Here is a 26508-nt window from a genome sequence, read left to right as displayed (position 1 = left end):
CCTGGAGGGTGCCGGCGGCGGTCGTCCCGCTGGTCCCGGTCGTCCCCGTCGGCCCGTTCGAGGCGGTGACCGCTATCCGGTTCGAAGCGGTAGCGTTACTCTGTACTCTCATGCAAGAGCGTAGCAGTGTGGCAGACCTGGCGGACCGGCTGCGTCGGGAGCTCGACCGCTACTCGCCCGGTGGAAAGCTCCCGTCGAGCCGTGCCCTGGTCGAACGCTTCCGGGTCAGCCCGGTGACCGTCTCGCGCGCCCTCGCCCAGCTGGCCGCCGAGGGGCTGGTGGTCACCAGGCCCGGCGCCGGCGCCTTCCGGGCCCGGCCGCGCCCGCAGGCCGCTGCCGTGGGGGACACCTCCTGGCAGGAGGTCGCCCTCAGTGCGGACGGCGCCGCCGACCTCGTCCCGCGCTCGGTGGACGCGTCCGGCGTCCTGGTCACGCTGGCCGCTCCGGCTCCGGGCGTGATCGAGTTCAACGGCGGCTATCTGCACCCCTCCCTTCAGCCGGAGCGGGCGATGGCCGCCGCGCTGTCGCGTGCGGGCCGGCGCCCCGGCGCGTGGGGGAGGCCGCCCGTCGAAGGGCTGCCGGAGCTGCGGGAGTGGTTCGCGCGGAGCATCGGCGGTCCCGGCGGGAGCGTCACGGCCGCGCAGGTGCTGGTCACCTCCGGCGGCCAGTCCGCGCTGACGACCGCGCTGCGCGCGCTCGTCCCGCCCGGCGCGCCCGTACTCGTCGAGTCGCCCACCTACCCGGGCATGCTGGCGATCGCCCGCGCGGCCGGTCTGCGCCCGGTCCCCGTCCCGGTCGACGCGGACGGCGTACGGCCGCCCCTGCTCGCCGACGCGTTCCGGGCCACCGGCGCCCGGGTCTTCGTCTGCCAGCCGCTGTTCCAGAACCCGACCGGCGCCGTGCTCGCCCCCGAGCGGCGCGGTGAGGTCCTGCGCATCGCGCGCGAGGCGGGCGCGTTCGTCGTCGAGGACGACTTCGTGCGGCGGCTCGTGCACGAGGACGCGGGGCCGCTGCCGCCTCCGCTGGCCGCCGACGACCCCGATGGCGTCGTCGTCCACGTCGGCTCTCTGACCAAGGCGACCTCGCCCAGCTTCCGGGTGAGCGCGCTCGCCGCGCACGGGCCGGTGCTGGAGCGGCTGCGCGCCATCCAGGTCGTCGACACCTTCTTCGTGCCGCGGCCCCTGCAGGAGGCGGCCCTCGAACTGGTCGGCTCGCCCGCCTGGCCACGCCATCTGCGCGCGATCTCCGCCGAGTTGAAGACCCGCCGCGACACGATGACGGCCGCGCTGCGGCTCGGCCTGCCCGACCTCGCCCTCCCGCACATCCCGTCCGGCGGCTACCACCTGTGGCTCCGCCTGCCCGACGGCACGGGGGGAGAGTCCGCCCTGGCGGCGGCCGCCCTGCGCGCGGGCGTCGCGATCACCCCCGGCCGACCCTACTTCAGCGCCGAACCGCCCGCCGGACACGTGCGGTTGAGCTTCGCGGCGGTGGCGGGGACGGGGGAGATCGCGGAAGGGGTACGGCGGCTTCGTACGGCCTGTCGGGAGGTGTTCTAGCGCACCGGTGCCGTACCGCAGGTGAACTCCAGGGAATCCAGCAGTTCGGCCGTCAGCCGTATCCCGGTGATCCGTTCGGCCAGGGCGAACGCGGCCTCGGTGTGCCAGTCGTCCAGTGCCGCGTCCGGGCTCGCACGACTCATTCCCCGTGGAGATGCGGGAGTCCGGCTTTGAGCGGCTCGAAGTGCAGCAGCAGTTCGCCGTCCGCCAGCCGGACGAAGTGGTCCAGCGCCTCGATGTTCCGGTGGTGGGCGACGATGGTGCGCCCCCGGGACAAGGGGCGCAGCGCCGACGAGGTGACGCCCAGGCAGCCGTTGACCTCGACCATCAGCGACCAGTCGCCGACCGCCCAGCGTGACGCAGTACGCGTCCCGCAGCCAGGCCTAGTCCGTCGCGGGCGGCGTCGTCGCGGCCAGGTCCGCAGCATGCCAGGCGGCACCGACAGCGGCTCCAGCCCGCGGAAAACGGTCGACGTCCACCCCCGTGACTTGCGATTCTTCCCGCATGACCGACACCCCGCCCCTCGCCGAGGGCTACGAGATCTCCACCGACCCCGACCGCGTCGACGCCGAGCGCGTGCACCGCTGGCTGTCCACCGACGCGTACTGGGCGATCGGGCGGACCCGGCAGAAGCAGGACCGGGCGATCGACGGCTCGCTCAACTTCGGGGTGTACGAGACGGTTTCCGGTGAACAGGTAGCGTATGCCCGGATCATCACGGACCAGGCGACCTTCGCGTGGCTGTGCGACGTGTACGTCGACCCGTCGGTGCGCGGTGAGGGCATCGGCACGGCGCTCGTCGGGGCCGTACGGGATTACCTGCGGCCCTACGGGCTGCGGCGGATCCTGCTCGCCACGCACGACGCCCACGGGGTGTACGAGAGGCTGGGGTTCGCGCCGCTGGAGAAGCCGGACCAGTGGATGGCGCTCATATTCGAGCAGCCGGCTCGCATAACTCCCAGGTAACACCTCTTGACCTGCGGACTTTCGCGACTCACCATCGCCGCATGCAACTACGGGTCACGTTCGTCGCCGCCGCGCGCAGCTCCCCGCTGCTCGCCGAGCGCTTCGAGGACGACCGTCCGCTGGACCAGGCCGGCTGGGACGAGGTGCAGCGCGTCGCCCACGACCTGATCCCGCTCGCGGTCGCCGAGCTGCGCTACTGCTCGCCGACTCCGCGCAGCCGCGCCACCGGGGACGCCCTCGGCTACACGCCGCTGGTGCAACTCGCCCTGCGCGACTGTGACATGGGGCGCTGGCGGGGGCTGACGCTCGGCGAGGCGATGGCCCGCGAGCCGGAGGCGGTGGACGCCTGGCTCGGCGACCCGAACAGCACGCCGCACGGCGGTGAGTCGCTGCGGGAGTTCATCGCCCGGGTCGGGAACTGGCTGGACACCCGCCCCGTCGAGGACGGCGGCCGGATCGTCGCCGTGGCCGAGCCCTCGGTGGTGCGCGCCGCCCTGGTGTACGTCCTGAAGGCGCTGCCCTCGACGTACTGGAACATCGACGTACGCCCGCTGTCGACGACCGTCGTCACCGGCCGTGCGGGACGCTGGAACCTCCGCCTCGACGGCGTGCCGGCTCAGCCCTCGCGGGCGTAGTCGGTGGTCAGGACCAGGTCCTTCGCGGGACCGCCCACCCGCCACACGGTCCGCCAGTGGTCCTGGTCGCGGACGGTGAACTCCCCCCGATAGAGGTCGGCCGAGCAGGGATGGCCGGCGACGTGGCGTCCCGAGGTCAGGTCCAGGTCGTGGAAGGGGCGCCCGTCGGCGAAGCGCACGTCGGCCGACCCGGGTGTGCTGCCCGGCCCGGGCAGGAAGCGCAGGGTGCGTTCGGCGGGGCGAGGGGCGCCCTGCCAGGTGAAGGTGCCGGATTCGTGGTGCAGGAGTCCGCCGTCGTCCAGCGGGCTGAAAGTCGTCGTACCGGCGAAGTGGCCCTCGGTGCCGCTCGCCAGGTCCCGCACGGATCGTGTCACCCGCCAGCTCCCGGCCAGATACGCCAGTACGTCCGGCACTGGCCAGAACTCGCCCATCCCGTCCGCTCCTCCGTCACATCCGGTGTTGTGCGACCCATTGACGCGTCCCTGCCCCCTCCCTATCTTGCCGTTCGAAGTGTTGATCATTGTCCGAAATGTCGAACGTCACTTCTTGCGAACCCACAACTCCACACCCCCGAGCCGCGGAGTATCCATGTCACGCACCCGCACCCGCTGGAGACTCGGTCTCACGGCCACCGCCCTCCTGGTGGCGGCCGGTCTGGTCCCGGCGCCCGCGCACGCCGAGGACGTCACCGACTACGCGATCACCGTCGCCCCGACCGCCAGGGGCGCGCAGATCGACGACACGATGTACGGCGTCTTCTTCGAGGACATCAACCGGGCCGCCGACGGCGGTCTGTACGCCGAGCTCGTACAGAACCGGTCCTTCGAGTACTCCACCGCCGACAACACCTCCTACACGCCCCTCACCTCCTGGGCGGTGGACGGCACCGCGCAGGTCGTGAACGACGACGGCCGGCTCAACGAGCGCAACCGCAACTACCTCTCCGTGGCAGCCGGTTCGTCCGTCACGAACGCCGGCTACAACACCGGCATCCACGTGGACGAGGGCAGGAAGTACGACTTCTCGGTGTGGGCTCGCGCCACCGGCGGCAGCACCCTCACCGTGGCCCTCCAGGACGCCGACGGCGCGCTGGCCACCGCCCGCAAGGTGGCCGTGTCGAAGAGCGGCTGGGCCAAGTACACCGCCACCTTCACCGCTACCCGCACCAGCAGCGACGGCCGGCTCACCGTCGCCTCCTCCGCCGCGGCCGCCCTCGACATGGTGTCCCTCTTCCCGCGCGACACCTACAAGCACCAGCCCAACGGCCTGCGCAAGGACCTCGCCGAGAAGGTCGCCGCCCTGCACCCGGGCTTCCTGCGCTTCCCCGGCGGCTGCCTGGTCAACACCGGCTCGATGGAGGACTACAGCGAGGCCTCCGACTACCAGCGCAAGCGCTCCTACCAGTGGAAGGACACCATCGGCCCGGTCGAGGAGCGTGCCACCAACTCCAACTTCTGGGGGTACAACCAAAGTTACGGCCTCGGCTACTACGAGTACTTCCGCTTCGCCGAGGACATCGGCGCGATGCCCCTGCCCGTGGTCCCGGCCCTGGTGACCGGCTGCGGCCAGAACAAGGCCGTCGACGACGAGGCGCTGCTCAAGCGGCACATCCAGGACACCCTCGACCTCATCGAGTTCGCCAACGGGCCGGTGACGTCGGCCTGGGGCAAGAAGCGCGCACAGATGGGCCACCCCAGGCCGTTCCGTCTCACGCACCTCGGGGTCGGCAACGAGGAGAACCTGCCGGTCGAGTACATGGCCCGGTTCAAGCAGTTCCGGGCGGCGATCGAGGCCAGGTACCCGGACATCACCGTCGTCTCCAACTCCGGCCCCGACGACTCCGGTCCGACCTTCGACACGGCCTGGCAGCTCAACCGCGACGCGAACGTCGCCATGGTCGACGAGCACTACTACAACAGCCCGCAGTGGTTCCTGCAGCACAACGACCGCTACGACTCCTACGACCGCAACGGGCCCAAGGTCTTCCTCGGCGAATACGCCTCCCAGGGCAACGCCTTCAAGAACGGCCTCGCCGAAGCCGCGTTCATGACCGGCCTGGAGCGCAACGCCGACATCGTCAAACTCGCCTCCTACGCCCCCCTGTACGCCAACGAGGACTACGTCCAGTGGAGCCCGGACATGGTGTGGTTCAACAACCACGCCTCCTGGAACTCCGCCAACTACGAGGTCCAGAAGCTGTTCATGACCAACGTCGGTGATCGCGTGGTGCCCTCCACGGCCACCGGCACGCCCTCCCTGCTCGCCCCCATCACCGGCGCGGTCGGCCTGTCGACGTGGGCGACCACGGCGGCGTACGACGACGTCAAGGTCACCGGCGAGGACGGTTCGCCCCTGCTCGGCGACGACTTCGGCGGTGACGCCTCGCAGTGGACCCACACCGGCGGCGGCAGCTGGAGCGTCCAGGACGGGCAGTACGTGCAGAGCGACGTGGCCGCCGAGAACACCATGGTCTCGGCCGGCGACCCGTCCTGGCACGACTACGACCTGCACGTGAAGGCCACCAAGAAGTCCGGCAAGGAGGGCTTCCTCGTCGCCTTCGGCGTCAAGGACACCGGCAACTACTACTGGTGGAACCTGGGCGGCTGGAACAACACCCAGTCCGCCGTCGAGCAGGCCGTGGACGGCGGCAAGTCGACGCTCGTCTCCAAGGCCGGGTCGATCGAGACGGGCCGCGCCTACGACATCGACATCAAGGTGCGGGGCCGGCAGGTCACCCTCTACCTCGACGGCCAGGAATGGGGCAGCTTCACCGACGACAAGCCGGCCGAGCCGTTCCGGCAGGTGGTCACCAAGGACAAGAAGACCGGTGACCTGATCGTCAAGGTCGTCAACGCCCAGCCCTCGGCGGCCCGTACGGCCATCGACCTGGGCGGCGCGAAGGTCGCGTCCCGGGCGAAGGTCACCACCCTGGCCGCCGCGCCGGACGCGGTGAACACGGAGACCGACACGGCGGTGGCGCCGGTGTCGTCCGTCCACGAAGGGGTCGCCGCCAGGTTCACGTACACCTTCCCGGCGAACTCGATCACCTTCCTGCGGATCAAGCAGAGGTAGCCGCTACGAGCGTGGGCCGCTGTCCGAAGGGCGGCGGCCCACGCCCGGCACTCCCACAGGCGGCCGCGTGGGGCGGCTCCTGCCCGAGCTCGTTCCCGGCGATGCCGCTGTGCGGCCAGGTCGATCACACGCGCCGCGCCCCATGGCTGCTCCGGTCCTGGAGGCCGGCGGAGCGGCGGAGCGAAGATCCCAGACCCGCCCCGAATCGAATTGCATAAACGTGCATCGAAACGTATAGTCATGCCATTCCAGAGGAGGATGTATTCCCATGGCGGTACGTGCGGCAGTGGCCGGAGCGAGTGGATACGCGGGCGGGGAACTCCTGCGTCTGCTCCTGGCGCACCCCGAGGTCGAGATCGGCGCCCTGACCGGCAACTCCAACGCGGGACAGAGGCTCGGGGCGCTGCAGCCGCACCTGCTGCCGCTGGCCGGCCGCGTACTCCAGGAGACCACCGCGGACGTCCTGGCCGGACACGACGTCGTCTTCCTCGCGCTTCCGCACGGGCAGTCCGCCGCCGTCGCCGAGCAGCTCGGCCCGGACGTGCTCGTCGTCGACATGGGAGCCGACTTCCGGCTCGAGAACGCCGGTGACTGGGAGAAGTTCTACGGCTCCGCGCACGCCGGAACCTGGCCCTACGGCCTTCCCGAACTGCCGGGTGGCCGCGCCCGGCTCACGGGGTCCAAGCGCATCGCGGTACCCGGCTGCTACCCGACCGCCGTCTCACTCGCGCTCTTCCCGGCCTACGCGGCCGGGCTCGCCGAGGCGGAGGCCGTGATCGTCGCCGCGTCCGGGACCTCCGGCGCGGGCAAGGCGCCCAAGCCGAACCTGCTGGGCAGCGAGGTCATGGGCTCCATGTCCCCGTACGGCGTCGGCGGCGTCCACCGGCACACCCCCGAGATGATCCAGAACCTCAGCGCGGCCGCCGGCGAGACCGTCTCGGTCTCCTTCACACCGACGCTCGCCCCGATGCCCCGCGGCATCCTCGCCACCTGCACCGCGAAGGCGCGCCCCACCGTCACCGCCGAGTCCGTCCGCGCCGCCTACGACAAGGCCTTCGCCGACGAGCCCTTCGTCCACCTCCTGCCCGAGGGGCAGTGGCCCGCCACGGCGTCCGTCTACGGTTCCAACGCCGTTCAGGTGCAGGTCGCGTACGACGAGGCCGCGGGCCGCATCATCGCGATCAGCGCCATCGACAACCTGACCAAGGGCACCGCGGGCGGTGCCGTCCAGAGCATGAACATCGCCCTCGGCCTTCCCGAGGAGCTCGGTCTTTCCACGATCGGAGTCGCACCGTGAGCGTCACGGCAGCACAGGGATTCCAGGCGGCGGGCATCGCCGCCGGAATCAAGGAGAACGGCAACCCGGACCTGGCCCTCGTGGTCAACACCGGGCCACGCCGCGCCGCCGCCGGCGTCTTCACCTCCAACCGCGTCAAGGCCGCCCCCGTCCTGTGGTCCGAGCAGGTCCTCAAGACCGGCCGGGTCTCCGCGGTCGTCCTCAACTCCGGTGGCGCCAACGCCTGTACGGGCCCCAAGGGCTTCCAGGACACGCACGCCACCGCCGAGAAGGCAGCCGAGGTGCTCGGTGTGGGCGCCGTCGAGATCGCCGTCGCCTCCACCGGCCTGATCGGCATCCTGCTCCCGATGGACAAGCTGCTCCCGGGAGTCGAGCAGGCGGCCGAGGCCCTGAGCGAGCACGGCGGTGAGAAGGCCGCCATCGCCATCAAGACCACCGACTCCGTCCACAAGACGTCCGTCGTGACGAAGGACGGCTGGACCGTCGGCGGCATGGCCAAGGGCGCCGGCATGCTCGCCCCGGGCCTCGCCACCATGCTCGTCGTCCTCACCACCGACGCCGACGTCGACAGCGCGGCCCTGGACAAGGCCCTGCGCGCCGCCACCAAGGTCACCTTCGACCGCGTCGACTCCGACGGCTGCATGTCCACCAACGACACCGTCCTGCTGCTCGCCTCCGGGGCATCCGACGTCACCCCGGGGTACGAGGAGTTCGCCGAGGCCGTACGCGCCGTCTGCGACGACCTCGGGCAGCAGCTGATCCGGGACGCCGAGGGTGCCAGCAAGGACATCAAGGTCGAGGTGATCAACGCCGCGAGCGAGGACGACGCCGTGGAGGTGGGCCGCTCCATCGCCCGCAACAACCTCCTCAAGTGCGCCATCCACGGTGAGGACCCGAACTGGGGCCGCGTGCTCTCCGCGATCGGCACGACGACGGCCGCCTTCGACCCCGACCAGCTCAACGTCGCCATCAACGGCGTCTGGGTGTGCAAGAAGGGCGGCGTCGGCGAGGACCGGGAGAAGGTGGACATGCGCTACCGCGAGGTCCGCATCACGGCGGACCTCGCGGCAGGCAATGAGTCTGCGGTGATCTGGACCAACGACCTGACGGCCGACTATGTGCACGAGAACAGCGCGTACTCCTCTTGACGTGCCCGCTTGGTTGTCGCGGGTCCTCGTCGTCGCCGACGAGGGTTCCTGTTTCATCGGCGACAGCTCGCCCCGGACGAGTCCGGGATGAGTCTCACGTCGCCTCCGCAGGCCAACACCGCCCGCCCGGCGGCTGATCCGAGATCTTTCCGAAAGTCGGCTATGACGGTCAATCACTCAGAAGAGCGAAAGTCCCCGACCCGCAAGCACACCGCCCTCCCCAAGGCGCAGATCCTCATCGAGGCGCTGCCCTGGCTGGTCCGGCACAACGGCAAGACCGTCGTCATCAAGTTCGGCGGCAACGCCATGATCGACGAGGACCTGAAGGCCGCGTTCGCGCAGGACGTGGTGTTCCTGCACCACGCCGGCCTCAAGCCCGTCGTCGTGCACGGCGGCGGCCCGCAGATCAGCGCCGCCCTCGACAGGCACGGCATCGTCAGCGAGTTCAAGGCGGGCCTGAGGGTCACCACCGAGGACGCCATGGACGTCGTCCGCATGGTGCTGGCCGGACAGGTCCAGCGTGAACTGGTCGGGCTGCTCAACCAGCACGGGCCGCTCGCCATCGGTCTGACCGGCGAGGACGCGCACACCATCACCGCCATCAGGCACCAGCCCGAGATCGACGGGGAACTGGTCGACATCGGCCGGGTGGGCGAGATCACCGACATCGACACGGGTGTGATCGACGCACTGCTCGCCGACGGCCGGATCCCGGTCGTCTCGTCGATCGCCCGGAGCCAGGACGACGGACATGTCTACAACGTCAATGCTGATACGGCGGCTGCGGCACTCGCTGCTGCTCTGGGCGCCGAAACCCTCATGGTCCTCACGGACGTCGAGGGCCTCTACGAGGACTGGCCGAGCAGCGACGAGGTGATCAGCCGCCTCACCGCCTCCCAACTGGAGAAACTGCTGCCGGAGTTGAGCTCGGGCATGGTGCCGAAGATGGAGGGCTGTCTGCACGCCGTGCGCAACGGCGTCACCAACGCCCGGGTCATCGACGGCAGGGTGCAGCACTCGATCCTGCTGGAGATCTTCACCGACGAGGGCATCGGCACCATGGTCGTGCCCGACGAGGAGACGGACGTACCGGACGCACAGGGGGAGTCATGAGCAACGAAGAACTGACCGCGCGGTGGCAGGGCGCCCTCATGAACAACTACGGCACCCCGCGGCTGCCCCTCGTGCGCGGCGAGGGCACCAAGCTGTGGGACGCCGACGGCAAGCAGTACCTCGACTTCGTCGGCGGCATCGCGGTCAACGCGCTCGGCCACGCCCACCCGGCGATCGTCGAGGCGGTCAGCACGCAGATCGCCGCCCTCGGCCACGTCTCCAACCTCTTCATCGCCGAGCCGCCCGTCGCGCTCGCCGAACGGCTGCTCCAGCACTTCGGCCGCGACGGCAAGGTGTACTTCTGCAACTCCGGCGCCGAGGCCAACGAGGGCGCCTTCAAGATCGGGCGGCTGACCGGGCGGAGCCACATGGTCGCCACCGACGGCGGCTTCCACGGCCGGACCATGGGCGCCCTCGCGCTGACCGGCCAGCCCGGCAAGCGGGAGCCCTTCCTGCCGTTGCCGGGCGACGTGACCCATGTGCCGTACGGCGACGCGCAGGCGCTGGCCGCCGCGGTCACCGAGGAGACGGCCCTCGTCGTCATCGAGCCGATCCAGGGCGAGAACGGCGTCGTGGTGCCCCCGGCCGGCTATCTGAAGGCCGCCCGGGCGATCACCGCCGCGACCGGCAGCCTGCTGGTGCTGGACGAGGTGCAGACCGGGATCGGACGCACCGGGCACTGGTTCGAGTACCAGGCCCACGAGGGTGTCCTGCCGGATGTCGTCACGCTCGCGAAGGGTCTCGGCGGCGGCCTGCCGCTCGGCGCGACGGTCGCCTTCGGGCGGGCCGCCGGGCTGCTGCAGCCCGGCCATCACGGTACGACCTTCGGCGGCAACCCGATCGCCTGCGCGGCCGGGCTCGCCGTTCTCGAGACCATCGCCTCCGAGGGCCTCCTGGAGAACGTCAAGCAGCAGAGCGAGAAGCTGCGGGACGGAATCGAGTCGCTCGGGCACCCGCTGATCGCCCACGTCCGGGGAGCGGGCCTCCTCCTGGGTATCGTGCTCACCGAGCCGCTCGCGCCGAAGGTGCAGCAGGCGGCTCAGGACGCCGGCTTCCTGGTGAACGCGCCCGCCCCTGACGTCGTACGGCTGATGCCGGCGCTGAACCTGGGCGACGACGAAGTGGACGCGCTTCTTCAGGCACTGCCCGGCATCCTGGACGTGGCCAAGGGGGACGGATGATCCGGAGAATGAGACGACGATGAGCCAGGCGCAGGAGCACGAGCAGACCGCAGGGCCTGCCGTACCGCAGACCCGCACCGCACGCCACCGCCGGATCGTGGACATCCTCAACCGGCAACCGGTGCGCAGCCAGAGCCAGTTGGCGAAACTCCTCGCGGACGACGGGCTGAGCGTCACCCAGGCGACGCTCTCCCGGGACCTCGACGAGCTGAACGCGGTGAAGATCCGCAACACCGACGGCGACCTGATCTACGCGGTACCGAGCGAGGGGGGCTTCCGTACCCCTCGTGCACCGCTGGGCGGGTCGGCGAAGGAAGAGCGGATGCGGCGGCTGTCGTCGGAGCTGCTGATCTCGGCGGAGGCCTCGGCGAACCTCGTCGTTCTGCGGACGCCGCCGGGTGCCGCCCAGTTCCTCGCTTCGGCCATCGACCAGGCCGAGCTGCACGACATTCTGGGGACCATCGCGGGTGACGACACGTTGCTGCTGATCAGCCGGGATCCTGTCGGGGGGCAGGCGTTGGCCGATCACCTGCTGCGGTTGGCCCAGAACGGCAACGGGCACGGCCACGGGCACTGAGGGGCCGGTTCCGGTGGGGTGCCGGGTGCGGGCGCACGGGGGCTGGTCGCGCGGTTCCCCGCGCCCCTGGGCCCGCTCAGCCGCGGGCACCCATGCCGCCTGAGGTCCGCTCAGCCGCAGGCAGTCGTGCCGCCTGGGGGTCGCGCGGTTCCCCGCGCCCCTGAGGGTGCGCTCAGCCACGGGCAGTCGTGCCGCCGGGGCGGCTCCCGACCCACAGATCGCGGCACCCCGTGAGCGCCGGGCTGCGCGACCCACCCCCCCCCACCGGCACGGCCGCGCCGGTCAACCCAGCCGGGCCGCCAGGCCGCCCGTGCACCGCACCTCGTCGCCCGCCGTGATCAGGAGCGCCTCCACGTCCGGGAGGGCCTCCAGCCAGCCCAGTGCCTCCCGCGAGCCCATCGCGAACGCCGCGGTCGCCCAGCAGTCCGCCCAGATGAGCCGGGGGGCCACCACGGTGACCGCCACCAGGTCGGTCACCGCGGAGCGGCCCGTCCGGGGGTCGACGATGTGAGTGCCGCGCTCGGCCGTGCCGGACGTGGCGACGGCCAGCTCAGGGACACCCGCCGCGGAGACCACCGCCGCCAGTCCACCCGGCCGCAGCGGATCCGCCACCCCGACGCGCCACGGACGTTCCGGGCCGGGCACGCCCAACAGCTGGACGTCACCACCCCCGTTGACGCTCACCCCGGTCGCCCCGGCCTGAGCCATCCGCCGGGCGGCCTGCTCGGCGGACCAGCCCTTGACGATGCCGGTCGGGTCGAGGCGGCCCTCGTAGCGCATGCTGAACCAGCCGTCGCTCACCCGCTCCGCCTCCGCGCCCAGTTCGAGCACCTCGGCGACCATCGGATCGCAGTCGTCGACCGTCAGCTCGCCCCGGGCCAGCCGGGAGACCTGGCTGTCACCGCGGTAGGTGCTGAACACCTCGTCGACCCGGTGCAGTCCGGCCACCGCCTCGCGCAGTGCCGCCTGTACCGCACCGGGATCCCCGCCGCGGACGTCGAAGGAGAAGACCGTCCCCATGACCTCCTCCGCATGACGTACCGCGGCGGGAGTATGTGCTGCCGGCTCGGCCACCGTGTCAGCCACCGGCCTGGTCCAGGGCCGACTGCAGGGACTTCTTGTACCCGGCGCTGGTGTAGGTGGCGCCGGAGACGGCGTCGATGTCCGCGGTGCCGGCCGCGACGGCGGCCTGGTTGAGCTTGGGTACGGCGTTGGCGGTGATCTGGTCGCTCTGCCCGCCCTTGGGTGCCTGGACGGCCTCGGCCTTGGTGATCTTGCCGCCCGCGACGGTGACGCGGACCTGGATGGCGCCGTACTGGGTCTGGGCGGCGTCCCCGGTGACGGTCTTGGCGGCCTGGGCGTTGCCGGACTCCTCGGAAGCCCCCGATCCCGCCCCCGCGCCCGCCGAGGCGTTCGCCTTGTCCAGGGCCGACTGCAGGGACTTCTTGTACCCGGCGCTGGTGTAGGTGGCGCCGGAGACGGCGTCGATGTCCGCGGTGCCGGCCGCGACGGCGGCCTGGTTGAGCTTGGGTACGGCGTTGGCGGTGATCTGGTCGCTCTGCCCGCCCTTGGGTGCCTGGACGGCCTCGGCCTTGGTGATCTTGCCGCCCGCGACGGTGACGCGGACCTGGACGGCGCCGTACTGGGTCTGGGCGGCGTCCCCGGTGACGGTCTTGGCGGCCTGGGCGTTGCCCGGGTCCTCGGAAGCCCCCGACCCCGCGCCCGCCGAGGCGTTCGCCTTGTCGATGGCCGACTGCAGGGACTTCTTGTAGCCGGTGCTGGTGTACGTCGCTCCGGACACCGCGTCGATGTCCGCGCTCTGCGCGATCACCGTCGCCTGGTTGAGCTTGGGTACGGCGTTGGCGGTGATCTGGTCGCTCTGCCCGCCCTTGGGCGCCTGGACGGCCTCGGCCTTGGTGATCTTGCCGCCCGCGACGGTCAGCCGGACCTGGATGGCGCCGTACTGGGTCTTCACCGCGTCCCCGGTCACCATGCCGGTCCCGGCGGGCTGGGCGCCGCCCTGGGCCGCTTCCTGTCCCGCGGCCGGGGGCACCGCCCCGCCCGCCGCCGCGGAGGACGGGTCGGACGACGGCTTCAGCGACAGCAACAGCACGACACCGGACACGGTGGCGGCCGTCGCGAGCACGACACGTCGGATGGGATGACTCTTCCTCATCGCTTCTAAGCTCCTGAAGTCCCGTCGCTCACATCTCGAACGACTCGTGATGGATGCGGCGGGCGGGAACACCCGCACCGCGCAGTGCTTCGTACACGGACTGCGCGAACCCGGGCGGGCCGCACATGAAGACGTCGTGGTCGTCGAGGTCCGGCAGTTTCTGCCGCAGCCGCTCCGCCGAGATGTCGGGGCGCTCCCCGTCCGGGCTGTTGACCGCGTACATCAGCCGGGCCCCGCGCTCGTCGGCGATGGCGGCCAGCTCGTCCCACAGGGCCAGGTCCTGGGTGCTGTTGGCCCGGTAGAGCAGGGTGATGTCGCCGGACGCGCCGGGCAGCGTCTCGAACAGCGCCCGCATCGGGGTGATCCCGACGCCGCCCGCGACCAGCAACACCTTGCCGCGGCTGCGGCGGGCGGCGGTCAGCGCGCCGTACGGGCCCTCGGCCCACACCTTGGTGCCGGCCGTCAGCTCACGCAGCCGCTCGCTGTGGTCGCCGATCGCCTTCACGGTGATCCGCAGCATGTCGGGGCGGGGCGCCGCCGACAGCGAGTACGGGTGCGAGCTGAACCGCATGCCCGGCGCCAGGAACCGCCAGCGGAAGAACTGCCCCGCCTCGGCGCCCATCCGGTGCAGCTTCCGCCCGCCGATCAGCACCGACACGATGCCGGGTGTCTCCTCGATGACCGCCGCCACGTACATCCGGTGCCGCAGGTTGAGCCGGATCGGGGTGAGGATCCGGTACCAGATCACCAGCGCGGTCACCGAGCCGTACAGCCCGTACCAGACGGTCTTCGCGGCCGGTTCGACGGCGAACTCGTTGCCGGTGGTCAGCTGGTGCCAGAACGTCAGGAACACCGCCGCGTACGTCAGCAGGTGCACGTGGTACCAGGTGTCGTACGGAATCCGGCGGCGGACCGGGCCGATCGAGAGCAGCCCGATGAGGAACAGCAGACCGGTGCCGATGGCGGCCTTGCCCATGTCCGGCAGCTGGTTGATGGAGTCCATCGTCTGCTGGACGATGTCGCCGAGGCCCTTGCCGGCCTGGAGGGCGTAGCCCCACATGATCAGGAAGACGTGGGCGACCGTCAGGCAGAGCGTGTACCGGCCGCTCATCGCGTGCCAGCGTGCCACCCGGTCGGAGCCCACCCGGCGTTCCAGCGCGGGCACCCGGGCCATCTGGAGCACCACGAGCGCCATGAGGTAACCGGCCAGCAGACCGGTGATCCGGCCCGCGTTGAGGATCTTGCCGTTGTTGTCGCTGATGGATGGAGTGTTGGCCCACCACAGCCACAGCACGCCCGCCGCCCCGGCCCACACGGCGAGCAGCAGCAGGGTCGCCGGTGAGCGGCGCGGGCGGATGCGGCGCATCGTCTGGCGGCGGGCGGCGCGGCCGCCTGCGAGCGTGGTGGTCACGGTTCCTCCGGGGCGGGGCAAGGGGGGTGGCGTGGTCCCTTGGCCCACAGATACGTGCCGCGACGCCGGTGTGTTCAGCCGCCTGCCGAGTCCGGTGCGGACTGGAGTGACTGGCGGTAACCGTCACTCGTGCACGTCGCTCCAGCGACCGTGCCGGGGCCGGCGCTCCGCGCGGTCCGCCTGCTACAGCACCCGCGAGCCTCGGACAGGGCCGCAACAGGCTGACCCCGACGCCCCGACGCCCCGACGCCCCGCAGAATCCATCGACGACGTTGACGGTCCGGCTCAGTACCGGGTGACCGCCGTACGGCCGCTCGTCGTCCCGATCGCGATGTGCGGCTCCTTCCCGGGCTTCGCCCAGGCGAGGATCCGCCGCATGGCGTCAGCCGGCACCGAGACACAACCGGCCGTCGCCCCACGCCCGTTGACGTGCAGGAAGATACCGGCGCCCCGTCCCCGCACCGGCTTGGCGTAGTTGAACCCGATGACGAGCGCATACGCGTACTGCGTTCCGTAGGAGTTCAGCCGCTCCGCCTCGGCCGCCCCGCAGTCCGCGGGGCGCGGCTCGACCCACCGGTTGTAGGACCGCGAGTCGTTGTCCTGGCACCACCAGGAGTTCTGCCGCACCGCCCGGTAGGGGTACGTCGTCCCGTCCGGCGCCGCCTTGATCCCGAACGCGTACGGCAGGTCGTACAGCCCCGTCGGAGTGGTGTTCGTCCCCTGTTCGCGTGAGGAGCCCTCCACCAGCCCGTTCGCCCCGAAGCGGGCCCGGGCGGAGCCGGTCTTGGCCCATTGCCCGTCCCGCAGGTCCCACCACGTCACCGTGCCGGACGTCGAGCCGGTCTTCGCGGCCACCGCCGTGATCAGCTGGCTGCCGCCCCCGGTGTCGGCCATCCGCGCGGGCAGCGGCGGGCCGCCGGGCGCGGCGGCACCGAGGACGAGGAGGGACGCGGACACCAGCGTGGCGACGACAGTGGAGCGCATGGCAACGACCGTACGATCGCGCGGCGGCGACGGCAGCGGGGATGGGCCGTTCGGGCCCGCCCCCGGTACGCCGTCGCCGCCGGTGTCACCGCCAGGGCCTGTCCGGCGGATCATGCCGGGGACGCGGGGCCTGGCACGCCGGTCCGCGGCGTTGTCGTCGGTTGCCGACTCCCCCCACTCCCGACTTCGCTCGAGCGGGAGCCCCATCGCGTCGACGCCCTCCTCCGCCGTGCAGTTCGACGCACCAGGCCCCGCTCACCTGCGTCGACGAGGCGCCGCGGATGTCCTGCGACGTGATCCGCCGGACAGGCCCTGGCGGCGACCCGAGGGCTCAGGGGCCCAGCGGATTGAGCAGGTCCGCCCGCTCCTTGAAGGCGTACAGCAGCAGGTCGGTCATCCCGAACGTGTCCGTGGCCTTCCGCTCGGCGATGGGGCTGAGGAACGGCTGCCAGAACGGGTCGCGCACGATGGAGTACCGGCTGCCCTCCATGGCCCGGTGGAAGACCTCGGCGACGATGCGTCCGCCGACGCCCGTCAGCCGCCCGCTGTCGTTCATCTCGGCCTCACGCAGGATGTAGAACCACAGCGGGCAGTTCTCGGCGAGCTTCTTGCGGAGCCCCTCGCTGAGCTGGACTCCGCCGACGCTGTCGAAGTCGGACGGTCCGAGCGGCTTCACGCCGAGGTACTCGGCCATCTGCTGACCCGTGGCCAGGCTCATCATGTTCGCCCGGGTGAGGTTGCGGAACGCCAGGTTCAGCTCGACCGGGTCGGGAGCCGGCTCTCCCCGGCCGCCGAAGGAGCCGAGCGGAAGGTCGGCCAGCGGGTTGACCAGCTGGGTGTCGATCCGCTTGGCGAGGTTGAACTGCTCGGCCGGCACGGCCAGGTCGTCCCGGCCCGCCTCCCGGAAGTCGAACAGGCGCCGGAAGTCGGCGATCCAGTTGGTGGGCAGCCGCTCGAAGGAGCCCGCCTCGGGGTCGGCGGCGTCGGCGGGCGGCGGGCGGCGGGCGGCGGAGAGAGGATGCCGCTGGTGCCGGTGAACCGGAAGAGCAGCCGCAGTGTGCCCGCACCGTTGTCGAAGATCCGGTTCCAGTTGTACGCCCCGCGCACCATGCTGTGGCCGAGCCGGTAGGCGGCCACGGAGAACTCGATCGGCATGGTCGGGCGGTCCTTCTGGCCCGGGTACGGCTCGAAGAATTTCCGGCCCCGGGTGAACACCTCGTCGACGACGCCGGGGTCGACGATCCGGGGCAGGAAGTCGTGGCGCAGCATCCACTGGTCGTGCTTGACCACGGTCTCGCGTGCCGTCTCGAACAGGACCGCGCTCGACACACCCTTGTCGACCAGGTCGGCCACGACCCGGTTGTGGAAGCGGATGAAGGCGCAGTGGACCTGGGCGACGACGAGGTTCTCGTCGTTGCGCGCGTCCGGGATCAGGGGTCGGCGCCGCTCGGAGATCAGCGAGCCGGCGCCCAGCCGGGGCAGGTCGAATCCGCCGAGGGGCAGGCCGGTGATGTGGTCGCCGTCGGGGTCGGGCAGCCCCTGGGTGGTGCCGGTGCGCAGCCGCAGGCCGTCGTCCTCGTAGAAGCGGCGGTCGAAGCGGTGGTCCGGGCCGAGGCCGTAGAGGCTGTCGAGGTCCAGGGCGGGCGAGCGGCCCTGCAGGAGCCGGCCGAGGGTGACGTCGTCCTCCAGCTGTCCGGCCGTGGCGTCCAGGGTCAGGTCGTGGTCCACGAACTGGCCCAGGTACGTGAAGCCCGCCGGAACCGGTTGCCGGAGTCGGGCTGCGGACCCGCCTTGGTCATCGCCTCGGCGAGTTCCGTGCGGGCGGCCCGGTCGAGAAGCCGGCCCGGCCCGGCCTGCGGGCCCAGCCGCGAGAACTGGAACTTGCGCAGGGCCGCGACGGTCGACGCCGTCCGCGGCTCGGCCGGGCCGTCGTCCGCGGAGCCGGCGAGGATGCCCTCGCCGACGACGAAGTACGCGTCACGGACATGGCGTTTGCTCTGCGGCTCGCGTGTAGGTCGGAACATGATTCCCCCATCTGTTCGTGCGCCCAGGCTAGGTGGGGGAGCACGGCGGACGGGAGAATTCCGTCAATATGCACAAGAGGCCCGTGTGTGTATTGATCAAATAAAAACGGCTAAATCGGGCTCATCGGCAACGGCAGTCCGGGGAGCCCGTCCAGGCTCGTGGCGATGTGCTCCTTCTTCGCGAAGTACTCGCTCAGCGACTCGTCGTCCTCGCGCGCGAAACGCTTGCCGTGCAGGTCGCGGTCCTCGTCGTACGACATGAAGGGCACCGCGTAACCGCAGGAGTCCCGGACGAGTTCGGCCCGTACGACGATGATGGCGCGCAGCCCGTGCGGGGTCGGGTCGATGTCCGGGAAGTGGGCGAGCAGTTCCCGGAAGCGCGGATCGTCCCGGAAGACCGGCTCGCCCCGGCCGTGCACGCGCACGATGTTCGGCGGACCCTGGAAGGCGCACCACATGAGGGTGATCCGGCCGTTCTCCCGCAGGTGCGCGACCGTCTCCGCGGTGGACCCGGCGAAGTCGAGGTAGGCCACGGTGAGTTCGTCCAGGACCGCGAAGGAGCCCTTGAGGCCCTTGGGGGAGAGGTTGACCGTGCCGTCGCCGGACAGCGGGGCGGTCGCGGTGAAGAAGAGGGGCTGCGCCTCGATGAACGTGCGGAGCCTGCCGTCTATGCGCTCGTAAGTCTTTCCCATGTCTAACGATTATGGGGGCAGGTCTTTTGTCTGTCTAAGGAATTCCGGCATCCGTCTGCTCATGCCGTACGTCCCCGCCTCGAGACGTCCGTGGCCGCCCCGGCCGGCGATCACACGGGGCGGCCACGGCGCCTGTCACGTCACTGGTTGAGCGCGCAGGCGGCCAGGGAGTTCAGGCCCTGGGGCTTCTCGGCGGTGCGGCCGATGGAGATGGCGATGCGGTCGATGGTCGACGCGCGCTTGTCCGCCAGCGGGCCGAGGATCGCGTTGTCGACGAAGTTGGGTCCGCCCTGGCCCACCGTGTCGACCAGGCGCTTGTTGGCCTCGTTGATCTGGGTCTGGAGCAGGGCCAGGTTGCGGTCCACCTCGGCCTGCGCCGTGGCCGGGATCGCGGGCAGCTGCGAGGCGACGTCGGGGCAGCTGATGGCCCCCGCCGCGCCGGCCTCGCCGGTGTCCGCGCCCGCCTCGCCGGCGTCCCCGCCGGCCTCCTCGGGGGCGGTCGCGCTCGGCGTGGCCTCGGCCTCCCCGCCGGCCTCCTCACCCGCACCGGCGCCCGCCTCGCCGCCCGCCTCGCCGCCCGCCTCCGCGGCACCGTCCGCGTTGAGCGCGCACGGGGCGAGCGCGTCGAGGCCCGTCGGCTTCTCGGCCGTGCGGCCGATCGCGGTGGCGATGCGGTTCACGGTGGCGATCCGCTTGTCCTCCAGGGGGCCGAGGATCGCGTTCTGGACGAAGTTGGGTCCGCCCTGGCCGACGGTCTCCACGAGCCGCTTGTTGGCCTCGGAGATCTGGGTCTGGAGCAGGGTCAGGTTGCGGTCCACCTCGGCCTGGGCGGACGCCGGGATCGCGGGCAGCTGGGAGGCGACGTCGGGGCAGCTGATGGTGCCGGGGCCGGCCAGCGTCCGGGCGTTCGTGGTGCCGCTCTTCGAACCCGACTCCCCGGCGAGGGCGGAACCGGCGATGACCGCGCCGGTCATGACCACCGCGGCGGCGCCGCCGATCAACGCGACGCGACGCTTGTTGTACTTCGGAAGAGCCCTGGACATGCGGATGCCTCACTCGGGTCGGGGGGTCTCAGCGTTGACAAACGCGGCGCCTGCGTTCGGCGAGAGGTACGGGAAAGCGGTTTCGAACGTTCAATGGTTCTTCAAATTCCTCGCCGGTCCCCACCGAGATTGACGAATCATGCGGAGTCCTGCATACTCATGCATACCAGCGAATGCACATGAGGAGAAAAACCGTGACCGAGCGCGTCGTACTCGCCTACTCAGGCGGTCTGGACACCTCCGTCGCCATCGGCTGGATCGCCGAGGAGACGGGCGCCGAGGTCATCGCCGTTGCGGTCGATGTCGGCCAGGGCGGCGAGGACCTGGACGTCATCCGCAAGCGCGCCCTCGCGTGCGGCGCGGTCGAGGCCGAGGTCGCGGACGCCAAGGACGAGTTCGCCGAGGAGTACTGCCTCCCGGCGATCAAGGCCAACGCCCTCTACATGGACCGCTACCCGCTGGTCTCCGCGCTCTCCCGGCCGACGATCGTCAAGCACCTCGTCGCCGCCGCCAAGAAGCACGGCGCCACCACCGTCGCCCACGGCTGCACCGGCAAGGGCAACGACCAGGTCCGCTTCGAGGCCGGCATCGTCGCCCTCGCCCCCGACCTCAGGTGCATCGCCCCGGTGCGGGACTACGCGATGACCCGCGACAAGGCCATCGCGTTCTGCGAGGACAAGAACCTCCCGATCGCGACCACCAAGAAGTCCCCGTACTCCATCGACCAGAACGTCTTCGGGCGTGCCGTCGAGACGGGCTTCCTGGAGGACATCTGGAACGGCCCGATCGAGGACATCTACGAGTACACCTCGAACCCGGCCACCCCGCGTGAGGCCGACGAGGTGATCATCACCTTCAAGGAGGGCGTCCCGGTCGCCATCGACGGCAAGCCCGTCTCCGTCCTCCAGGCCATCCAGCAGCTCAACGAGCGCGCCGGCGCCCAGGGCATCGGCCGGATCGACATGGTCGAGGACCGCCTGGTCGGCATCAAGTCCCGTGAGGTGTACGAGGCTCCGGGCGCGATCGCCCTGATCACCGCCCACCAGGAGCTGGAGAACGTCACCGTCGAGCGCGAACTCGCCCGCTACAAGCGCCAGGTCGAGCAGCGCTGGGGCGAACTGGTCTACGACGGCCAGTGGTTCTCCCCGCTCAAGCGCGCCCTGGACGGTTTCGTCAACGAGGCCAACCAGCACGTCTCCGGCGACATCCGGATGACCCTGCACGGCGGCCGCGCGGTCGTCACCGGCCGGCGCTCCGAGTCGGCGCTGTACGACTTCAACCTGGCGACGTACGACACGGGCGACACCTTCGACCAGGCCGCGGCCAAGGGCTTCATCGACATCTACAGCCTGTCGTCGAAGATCGCCGCGAAGCGGGACCTCGCGTAGGCGATCGCCACCTCGCCCAACCGATAGCGTGAATGCCGCCTCCCTGACCGCCGGTCGGCAGGGAGGCGGTGGCACATCCACGACCATGCCGTGACACGACCCTGCCTTTGAGGAGCAACGCAAGTGAGCAGCAACAGCGGTGACGTACGGCTCTGGGGCGGCCGTTTCGCCGACGGTCCCGCCGAGGCCCTGGCGAAGCTGTCCGCGTCCGTCCACTTCGACTGGCGGCTCGCGCCCTACGACATCGCCGGTTCGCGTGCCCACGCGCGCGTGCTGCACACGGCGGGCCTGCTCACGGAGGACGAGCTGACCCGGATGCTCGCCGGGCTCGACCAGCTCGAGACGGACGTGGCATCGGGGGTCCTGGTCGGCACCCTCGCCGACGAGGACGTCCACACCGCCCTGGAGCGCGGTCTCCTGGAGCGCGTCGGCCCCGACCTCGGCGGCAAGCTCCGCGCCGGCCGCTCCCGCAACGACCAGGTCGCGACGCTCTTCCGCATGTACCTGCGCGACCACGCCCGGATCATCGGCGGTCTGATCGCCGACCTCCAGGACGCGCTGATCGGCCTGGCGGAGGCCCATCCGGACGTGGCGATGCCCGGCCGCACCCATCTCCAGCACGCCCAGCCGGTGCTCTTCGCCCACCACCTCCTCGCGCACGTCCAGCCCCTGTCCCGGGACGCCGAGCGCCTGCGCCAGTGGGACGAGCGGACGGCCGTGTCGCCGTACGGCTCGGGTGCCCTCGCCGGCTCCTCCCTGGGCCTCGACCCGGAGGCGGTCGCGAGGGACCTCGGCTTCGAGCGCGGCAGCGTCGGCAACTCCATCGACGGCACGGCCTCCCGTGACTTCGTGGCGGAGTTCGCCTTCATCACGGCGATGATCGGGGTGAACCTCTCCCGTATCTCGGAGGAGATCATCCTGTGGAACACGAAGGAGTTCTCCTTCGTGACCCTGCACGACGCGTTCTCCACGGGCTCGTCGATCATGCCGCAGAAGAAGAACCCGGACATCGCGGAGCTGGCGCGCGGCAAGTCGGGCCGCATGATCGGCAACCTGACCGGCCTGATGGCGACCCTCAAGGCCCTCCCGCTCGCGTACAACCGCGACCTCCAGGAGGACAAGGAGCCCGTCTTCGACTCCTGCGACCAGCTGGAGGTCCTGCTCCCCGCCTTCACCGGCATGATCGCCACCCTCACCGTCCACCGCGAGCGCATGGAGGAGCTGGCCCCGGCCGGCTTCTCCCTCGCCACCGACATCGCCGAGTGGCTGGTCAAGCAGGGCGTGCCGTTCCGCGTCGCGCACGAGGTCGCCGGCGAGTGTGTGAAGGTCGCCGAGGCCGAGGGCAAGGAGCTCGACGGGCTCACCGACGAGCAGTTCGCGAAGATCTCCGCCCACCTGACGCCGGAGGTGCGGTCGGTCCTCAACGTGCACGGGGCCCTGGCCTCCCGCGACGGCCGCGGCGGTACGGCGCCCAGCGCGGTCGCCGTCCAGCTCGCCGAGGTCAAGGCGGACGTGGCGGCGCAGCACGAGTGGGCCACCGCCAAAGAGAAGCGGTAAGCGGAGCGCCCCGTAAGGGGCGCGGGGAACTGCGCGAGTAACCACGACGTGCCCGCACTCGCCGAAACACCCCACGAGCCGAGCCCTGGAGCGAAGGTCATCGCGGGTTACGTTGGTCGGAATGCCGTACCGGAGCCGACCGAACGGAGCCCGCGATGCCCTTCGCACGTCTCGCGACCGCCACGACGCCCACCTGCCACATCGGCTTGGGTCTCGCCGCAGTCGGCCGCCCCGGCTACATCAACCTCGGCCGGGACCACGACCTCGGCCAGGACCGCAGCGTCGAGACGCTGCGCGCCCGCACCCACGAACTCCTCGACGCCGCCTACGCCCAGGGCGTCCGCTACTTCGACGCGGCCCGTTCCTACGGCCGCTCCGAGGAGTTCCTCGCCGACTGGCTGAACGCCCGCCCCGGCATCGACGACATCGTCGTCGGCAGCAAGTGGGGTTACACCTACACCGCGGCCTGGAGCACCGACGCGGCCCGGCACGAGGTCAAGGACCACACGCTCGCCACCTACGAACGGCAGCGCGCCGAGAGCGACGGACTGCTCGGCGACCGGCTCGACCTCTACCAGATCCACTCGGTGACCCCGGACAGCCCGGCCCTCACCGACAAGGAACTGCACGCGAGGCTCGCGGAAGCCGCAGCGCAGGGCCTCACCGTCGGCTTCTCCACCAGCGGCCCCGCCCAGGCCGACGCGATCCGGGCCGCGCTCGCCGTGACGGTCGACGGCGAGCCCCTGTTCCGTACCGTCCAGTCGACGTACAACGCCCTGGAGACCTCGGCGGCCCCCGCGCTCGCCGAGGCGCACGACGCCGGGCTCACGGTGATCGTCAAGGAGGGCATGGCCAACGGCCGCCTCGCGGACCCGCACGCACCGGAGACGCTGAAGGCCGTGGCTGAGGAGACAGCTCTCGGCTGCGATGCCGTGGCCCTCGCACTCGTCCTGCGTCAACCGTGGGCCGGCGTCGTCCTCTCCGGCGCCGCCACCGTCCACCAGCTCGCCTCCAACCTGCACGCGGCGGTCGTCGACCTGGACGAGGACCAGCTGGCCCGGCTGGCCGGACTGGCCGAGGAGCCGGGGGCGTACTGGGAGAAGCGCAGCGGGCTGCCCTGGCACTGACCGGCCCCCGCAGGACCACCTCGGATGAGTCACCCATGGCCATGATGAGACAAATTTGTCTCATATGGATTATGGTTGTCTCATGGCTGTCGATCGTGACCATGTGCTGCGCGCCGCCGCGGCCCTGCTGACCCGCAAATCCACCGCGACCATGGACGAGGTGGCGAGGGCCGCCGGGATCAGCCGGGCCACCCTGCACCGCCAGTTCGCGGGGCGGGACGTGCTGGTCCGGGCACTGGAGGCGCTCGGCATCGCGGAGTGCGAGGCGGCGGCGGCCGCCGCACGGCTCGACGACGGCCCGGCCCAGGAGGCGCTGCGCCGGTTCGTGAAGGAACTCGAACCGGCCGCCGGACTGCTCGCCTTCCTCTACACCGAGAACCAGCTGTTCGAGGGCGAGGAGCAGAACGAGGGCTGGGCCCGCCTGGACGCCCGGATCGCCGCACTGTTCCGCCGCGGCCAGGCGTCCGGCGAATTCCGCATCGACCTGACCCCGGCCTGGCTCACCGAGGCGCTCTACGGCCTGATGGCCTCCGGCGCCTGGGCCGTGTCGGAGGGCAGGGTCGCCTCCAAGGACTTCACCCACATGATCACCGAGCTGCTGCTCGGCGGCGCACTACGGAGAGAGGAACCGTGACCAGCACCCTGCAGCCGGCGAACCCGACCGAGGCGGTGAAGCGCCCCGGCCGTTGGCTCGCGCTGTCCGTCCTCGTGCTCGCCGTGCTGCTGGTGGCCGTGGACGCGACCGTCCTCGGTCTCGCGACCCCCTACATCAGCGAGGACCTGAACCCCACCGGCACCCAGCTCCTGTGGATCGGTGACGTCTACTCGTTCGTCATCGCCGGTCTGCTCGTCTCCATGGGCAGCCTCGGCGACCGCATCGGACGCAAGCGGATCCTGCTCGTCGGCGCCACCGCGTTCGGCGCGGTCTCCGTCCTGAACGCCTACGCGACGACACCCGAGATGATGATCGTCGCCCGGGCGCTGCTCGGCGTCGCAGGCGCGACCCTGATGCCGGCCACGCTCGCCCTGATCCGCAACCTCTTCCACGACGCGCGCGAACGCAGTCTCGCCGTCGGCATCTGGGGCGCCACCGCCTCCGCGGGCACCGCGATCGGACCGATCGTCGGCGGCTTCCTGCTCGAACACTTCTGGTGGGGGTCGGTCTTCCTGATCAACCTGCCGGTGATGGCGGTCCTGGTCGTCGTCGGCGTCAAGCTGCTGCCCGAGTCGCGGAACCCGCGTCCCGGCCCGTGGGACATGAGCAGCGTCGTCCTGTCACTGGTCGGCATGATCGGTCTCGTGTACGCCGTGAAGGAGGCGGCCACCCACGGCCTCACGTGGGAGACGTCGGCCGCGGCCCTGCTCGGCGGCGGCGCGCTGTACGGCTTCGTGCGACGCCAGTTCACCCTGCCGGCGCCGTTGCTCGACATGCGGCTGTTCCGCGACCGCGGCTTCAGCGGCGCGGTCCTGGCCGACCTGCTGACCATCCTCGGTCTGTCCGGCCTCGTCTTCTTCCTCTCCCAGTACCTGCAACTCGTGCAGGGCAGGGGCCCCTTGGAAGCAGGCCTGGCCGAACTGCCCGCAGCGGTCGGCGCGGTGGCGGCCGGTCTGATCGCCGGCTCGGTGGCCAGGCGCTTCTCGGTCCGGTCCGTCGTCTCCGGCGGCCTCGCGGCCGTCGGTCTCGCCCTGGCCTCCCTCACCGTGATCGACCAGTCCACCGGCTACCCGCTCCTCGGCACCGCCCTGCTCTTCGTCGGTATCGGCGCCGGCTTCTCCTTCACCGTCACCGCCGACGTGATCCTCGGTTCCGTGCCCAAGGAACAGGCGGGGTCCGCGTCCGCGGTCTCCGAAACGGCGTACGAACTCGGCGCCGCCCTGGGCATCGCCGTACTCGGCTCGATCGTGACCGGCGTCTACCGCGACTTCACCGGCCCGGCGGGCACACCGGCGGCGGCACACGAGTCGCTGGGCGGGGCGGTGGAGGCGTCGGCCGGCTTGCCGGCCCACACGTCCGAGGCGCTGCTCGACGCGGCCCGGGGCTCCTTCGTGGACGGACTCGCGCTGGCGGCGGGCGTGGGGGCGGCCGTGCTGCTCACCGCGGCGGTCGCGGCATGGTTCCTCCTCCGCGGCCAACGGCTGGACAGCGCCCAGTAGGGCCGCGGGGAACCACACGACCAGCCACAGCCGACCGGCTGGTCGGCGCAGCGCTACGCGGTCTTCGCGTCCGCCGGCTGGACAGCGCCCGACAGGGGCACGGCGAACTGCGCGACCAGCCACAGCCGACCGGCAGTCGGCACACACCCGTCGGCCCGGCTCCCGCCTCGCTCAGCGGAGCGTTACGCGGCCTTCGCTGTGGTGGCGTTCGTGTCCACGTACTCCTGCCGGAACAGCGCCCGACAGGGGCGCGGGGAACTGCGCGACCAGCCACAGCCGGCCCGCAGTCGGCACTCAGCCGTCGGTCCGGTTCCCGCCTCGCTCAGCGGAGCGTTACGCGGCCTTCGCTGTGGTGGCGTTCGTGTCCACGTACTCCTGCCGGAACAGCGCCCGACAGGGGCGCGGGG

Annotated in this window: 25 protein-coding genes; 14 read left to right on the top strand and 11 right to left on the bottom strand. The window is 71.1% G+C overall.

Annotated features, from left to right (window positions below; translation table 11 throughout):
• Positions 1-110 precede the first annotated feature (110 nt).
• On the top strand, positions 111-1556 hold the full coding sequence (locus ACZ5XS_RS40640) for an aminotransferase-like domain-containing protein (RefSeq protein ID WP_468660151.1): 1446 nt from the start codon (positions 111-113) through the stop codon (positions 1554-1556).
• On the opposite strand, the gene ACZ5XS_RS40635 is transcribed toward ACZ5XS_RS40640, so the two are convergent.
• Together ACZ5XS_RS40635 and ACZ5XS_RS40630 are read right to left on the bottom strand one after the other, a co-directional pair.
• Positions 1553-1699, bottom strand: a complete 147-nt coding sequence (locus ACZ5XS_RS40635) for a DUF6461 domain-containing protein (RefSeq protein ID WP_468660149.1) — start codon at positions 1697-1699, stop codon at positions 1553-1555. The two genes, ACZ5XS_RS40640 and ACZ5XS_RS40635, sit on opposite strands and share 4 nt — an antisense overlap.
• Positions 1696-1983: a DUF6461 domain-containing protein gene (locus ACZ5XS_RS40630; RefSeq protein ID WP_468660147.1), complete on the bottom strand. Its 288-nt coding sequence runs from the start codon at positions 1981-1983 to the stop codon at positions 1696-1698. Before ACZ5XS_RS40630 ends, ACZ5XS_RS40635 begins: the two co-directional genes overlap by 4 nt.
• Before the next feature lie 77 nt (positions 1984-2060).
• On the opposite strand from ACZ5XS_RS40630, the gene ACZ5XS_RS40625 reads away from it, so the two are divergent.
• The gene (locus tag ACZ5XS_RS40625; RefSeq protein WP_468660145.1) at positions 2061-2522 is read left to right on the top strand and encodes a GNAT family N-acetyltransferase; all 462 of its coding nucleotides are present in this window, start codon (positions 2061-2063) and stop codon (positions 2520-2522) included.
• Positions 2523-2563: 41 nt separating this feature from the next.
• A complete protein-coding gene (locus tag ACZ5XS_RS40620) occupies positions 2564-3157 on the top strand; it encodes a histidine phosphatase family protein (RefSeq protein ID WP_468660143.1) in 594 nt (197 codons plus the stop codon).
• Here ACZ5XS_RS40620 and ACZ5XS_RS40615 read toward each other — a convergent pair.
• Positions 3139-3588, bottom strand: a complete 450-nt coding sequence (locus ACZ5XS_RS40615; RefSeq protein ID WP_468660141.1) for a DUF6314 family protein — start codon at positions 3586-3588, stop codon at positions 3139-3141. The genes ACZ5XS_RS40620 and ACZ5XS_RS40615 overlap by 19 nt on opposite strands.
• Positions 3589-3745: 157 nt before the next feature.
• Between ACZ5XS_RS40615 and ACZ5XS_RS40610 the strand changes: the two genes are divergently transcribed.
• The 6 genes from ACZ5XS_RS40610 to ACZ5XS_RS40585 all read left to right on the top strand — a co-directional run bounded on the left by ACZ5XS_RS40610 (position 3746) and on the right by ACZ5XS_RS40585 (position 11545).
• On the top strand, positions 3746-6229 hold the full coding sequence (locus ACZ5XS_RS40610; protein ID WP_468660139.1) for an alpha-L-arabinofuranosidase C-terminal domain-containing protein: 2484 nt from the start codon (positions 3746-3748) through the stop codon (positions 6227-6229).
• Between the two features lie 268 nt (positions 6230-6497).
• Complete coding sequence (gene argC / locus ACZ5XS_RS40605) at positions 6498-7526, top strand: N-acetyl-gamma-glutamyl-phosphate reductase (protein ID WP_468660138.1); 1029 nt, start codon at positions 6498-6500, stop codon at positions 7524-7526.
• Positions 7523-8674: a bifunctional glutamate N-acetyltransferase/amino-acid acetyltransferase ArgJ gene (gene argJ, locus ACZ5XS_RS40600; RefSeq protein ID WP_468660136.1), complete on the top strand. Its 1152-nt coding sequence runs from the start codon at positions 7523-7525 to the stop codon at positions 8672-8674. The genes argC and argJ overlap by 4 nt, the downstream gene beginning before the upstream one ends.
• Before the next feature lie 162 nt (positions 8675-8836).
• Positions 8837-9787, top strand: a complete 951-nt coding sequence (argB, locus tag ACZ5XS_RS40595) for an acetylglutamate kinase (protein WP_468660134.1) — start codon at positions 8837-8839, stop codon at positions 9785-9787.
• Entirely contained in the window at positions 9784-10968 is a 1185-nt protein-coding gene (locus tag ACZ5XS_RS40590; protein ID WP_468660132.1) for an acetylornithine transaminase, read from the top strand. Before argB ends, ACZ5XS_RS40590 begins: the two co-directional genes overlap by 4 nt.
• Positions 10969-10987: 19 nt before the next feature.
• Positions 10988-11545 (top strand): arginine repressor, encoded by a 558-nt coding sequence (locus ACZ5XS_RS40585; RefSeq protein ID WP_468660130.1) that lies wholly within the window; start codon positions 10988-10990, stop codon positions 11543-11545.
• 282 nt (positions 11546-11827) lie between these two features.
• On the opposite strand, the gene ACZ5XS_RS40580 is transcribed toward ACZ5XS_RS40585, so the two are convergent.
• From ACZ5XS_RS40580 to ACZ5XS_RS40545, 8 genes are all read right to left on the bottom strand, one after another.
• Positions 11828-12565 (bottom strand): FAD:protein FMN transferase, encoded by a 738-nt coding sequence (locus tag ACZ5XS_RS40580; protein WP_468660153.1) that lies wholly within the window; start codon positions 12563-12565, stop codon positions 11828-11830.
• Between the two features lie 58 nt (positions 12566-12623).
• On the bottom strand, positions 12624-13721 hold the full coding sequence (locus tag ACZ5XS_RS40575; RefSeq protein ID WP_468660128.1) for an FMN-binding protein: 1098 nt from the start codon (positions 13719-13721) through the stop codon (positions 12624-12626).
• Between the two features lie 28 nt (positions 13722-13749).
• Positions 13750-15132 (bottom strand): ferredoxin reductase family protein, encoded by a 1383-nt coding sequence (locus ACZ5XS_RS40570; RefSeq protein WP_468660126.1) that lies wholly within the window; start codon positions 15130-15132, stop codon positions 13750-13752.
• A gap of 285 nt (positions 15133-15417) precedes the next feature.
• Entirely contained in the window at positions 15418-16116 is a 699-nt protein-coding gene (locus ACZ5XS_RS40565) for a L,D-transpeptidase family protein (protein ID WP_468660124.1), read from the bottom strand.
• Between the two features lie 753 nt (positions 16117-16869).
• Positions 16870-17844 carry a peroxidase family protein gene (locus ACZ5XS_RS40560; RefSeq protein WP_468660122.1) on the bottom strand — a complete coding sequence of 325 codons (975 nt, stop codon included), beginning with the start codon at positions 17842-17844 and terminating at the stop codon, positions 16870-16872.
• Complete coding sequence (locus tag ACZ5XS_RS40555; RefSeq protein ID WP_468660120.1) at positions 17829-18140, bottom strand: hypothetical protein; 312 nt, start codon at positions 18138-18140, stop codon at positions 17829-17831. Before ACZ5XS_RS40555 ends, ACZ5XS_RS40560 begins: the two co-directional genes overlap by 16 nt.
• A gap of 110 nt (positions 18141-18250) precedes the next feature.
• Positions 18251-18832 (bottom strand): pyridoxamine 5'-phosphate oxidase family protein, encoded by a 582-nt coding sequence (locus ACZ5XS_RS40550; protein ID WP_468660118.1) that lies wholly within the window; start codon positions 18830-18832, stop codon positions 18251-18253.
• Positions 18833-18972: 140 nt separating this feature from the next.
• Positions 18973-19875 carry a hypothetical protein gene (locus tag ACZ5XS_RS40545; RefSeq protein WP_468660116.1) on the bottom strand — a complete coding sequence of 301 codons (903 nt, stop codon included), beginning with the start codon at positions 19873-19875 and terminating at the stop codon, positions 18973-18975.
• A 194-nt stretch (positions 19876-20069) separates the two neighbouring features.
• Between ACZ5XS_RS40545 and ACZ5XS_RS40540 the strand changes: the two genes are divergently transcribed.
• From ACZ5XS_RS40540 to ACZ5XS_RS40520, 5 genes are all read left to right on the top strand, one after another.
• The gene (locus ACZ5XS_RS40540) at positions 20070-21263 is read left to right on the top strand and encodes an argininosuccinate synthase (protein WP_468660114.1); all 1194 of its coding nucleotides are present in this window, start codon (positions 20070-20072) and stop codon (positions 21261-21263) included.
• A gap of 123 nt (positions 21264-21386) precedes the next feature.
• A complete protein-coding gene (gene argH / locus ACZ5XS_RS40535; RefSeq protein WP_468660112.1) occupies positions 21387-22820 on the top strand; it encodes an argininosuccinate lyase in 1434 nt (477 codons plus the stop codon).
• 155 nt (positions 22821-22975) lie between these two features.
• Positions 22976-23947 (top strand): aldo/keto reductase, encoded by a 972-nt coding sequence (locus ACZ5XS_RS40530; RefSeq protein WP_468660110.1) that lies wholly within the window; start codon positions 22976-22978, stop codon positions 23945-23947.
• Between the two features lie 82 nt (positions 23948-24029).
• Positions 24030-24581 (top strand): TetR/AcrR family transcriptional regulator, encoded by a 552-nt coding sequence (locus ACZ5XS_RS40525; protein WP_468660108.1) that lies wholly within the window; start codon positions 24030-24032, stop codon positions 24579-24581.
• On the top strand, positions 24578-26101 hold the full coding sequence (locus ACZ5XS_RS40520) for an MFS transporter (protein ID WP_468660106.1): 1524 nt from the start codon (positions 24578-24580) through the stop codon (positions 26099-26101). The genes ACZ5XS_RS40525 and ACZ5XS_RS40520 overlap by 4 nt, the downstream gene beginning before the upstream one ends.
• Positions 26102-26508: the final 407 nt, after the last annotated feature.

This window comes from Streptomyces sp. NPDC033131 (genome assembly GCF_055578365.1).
The sequence above is the reverse complement of the archived record's forward strand: the minus strand, read 5'-3'. Positions and strand labels throughout refer to the sequence as shown.

Bases quoted from the DNA above. Each gene is read 5' to 3' on its own strand.
- ACZ5XS_RS40525 (WP_468660108.1), top strand. From the start codon at position 24,030: ATGGCTGTCGATCGTGACCATGTGCTGCGCGCCGCCGCGGCCCTGCTG.
- ACZ5XS_RS40590 (WP_468660132.1), top strand. From the start codon at position 9,784: ATGAGCAACGAAGAACTGACCGCGCGGTGGCAGGGCGCCCTCATGAAC.
- ACZ5XS_RS40635 (WP_468660149.1), bottom strand. From the start codon at position 1,699: ATGAGTCGTGCGAGCCCGGACGCGGCACTGGACGACTGGCACACCGAG.
- ACZ5XS_RS40575 (WP_468660128.1), bottom strand. From the start codon at position 13,721: ATGAGGAAGAGTCATCCCATCCGACGTGTCGTGCTCGCGACGGCCGCC.
- ACZ5XS_RS40615 (WP_468660141.1), bottom strand. From the start codon at position 3,588: ATGGGCGAGTTCTGGCCAGTGCCGGACGTACTGGCGTATCTGGCCGGG.
- ACZ5XS_RS40565 (WP_468660124.1), bottom strand. From the start codon at position 16,116: ATGCGCTCCACTGTCGTCGCCACGCTGGTGTCCGCGTCCCTCCTCGTC.
- ACZ5XS_RS40610 (WP_468660139.1), top strand. From the start codon at position 3,746: ATGTCACGCACCCGCACCCGCTGGAGACTCGGTCTCACGGCCACCGCC.
- ACZ5XS_RS40640 (WP_468660151.1), top strand. From the start codon at position 111: ATGCAAGAGCGTAGCAGTGTGGCAGACCTGGCGGACCGGCTGCGTCGG.
- ACZ5XS_RS40630 (WP_468660147.1), bottom strand. From the start codon at position 1,983: ATGCTGCGGACCTGGCCGCGACGACGCCGCCCGCGACGGACTAGGCCT.
- ACZ5XS_RS40545 (WP_468660116.1), bottom strand. From the start codon at position 19,875: ATGTCCAGGGCTCTTCCGAAGTACAACAAGCGTCGCGTCGCGTTGATC.
- ACZ5XS_RS40580 (WP_468660153.1), bottom strand. From the start codon at position 12,565: ATGGGGACGGTCTTCTCCTTCGACGTCCGCGGCGGGGATCCCGGTGCG.
- ACZ5XS_RS40625 (WP_468660145.1), top strand. From the start codon at position 2,061: ATGACCGACACCCCGCCCCTCGCCGAGGGCTACGAGATCTCCACCGAC.
- ACZ5XS_RS40585 (WP_468660130.1), top strand. From the start codon at position 10,988: ATGAGCCAGGCGCAGGAGCACGAGCAGACCGCAGGGCCTGCCGTACCG.
- argC (WP_468660138.1), top strand. From the start codon at position 6,498: ATGGCGGTACGTGCGGCAGTGGCCGGAGCGAGTGGATACGCGGGCGGG.
- ACZ5XS_RS40530 (WP_468660110.1), top strand. From the start codon at position 22,976: ATGCCCTTCGCACGTCTCGCGACCGCCACGACGCCCACCTGCCACATC.
- ACZ5XS_RS40550 (WP_468660118.1), bottom strand. From the start codon at position 18,832: ATGGGAAAGACTTACGAGCGCATAGACGGCAGGCTCCGCACGTTCATC.
- ACZ5XS_RS40555 (WP_468660120.1), bottom strand. From the start codon at position 18,140: ATGTTCCGACCTACACGCGAGCCGCAGAGCAAACGCCATGTCCGTGAC.
- argB (WP_468660134.1), top strand. From the start codon at position 8,837: ATGACGGTCAATCACTCAGAAGAGCGAAAGTCCCCGACCCGCAAGCAC.
- ACZ5XS_RS40620 (WP_468660143.1), top strand. From the start codon at position 2,564: ATGCAACTACGGGTCACGTTCGTCGCCGCCGCGCGCAGCTCCCCGCTG.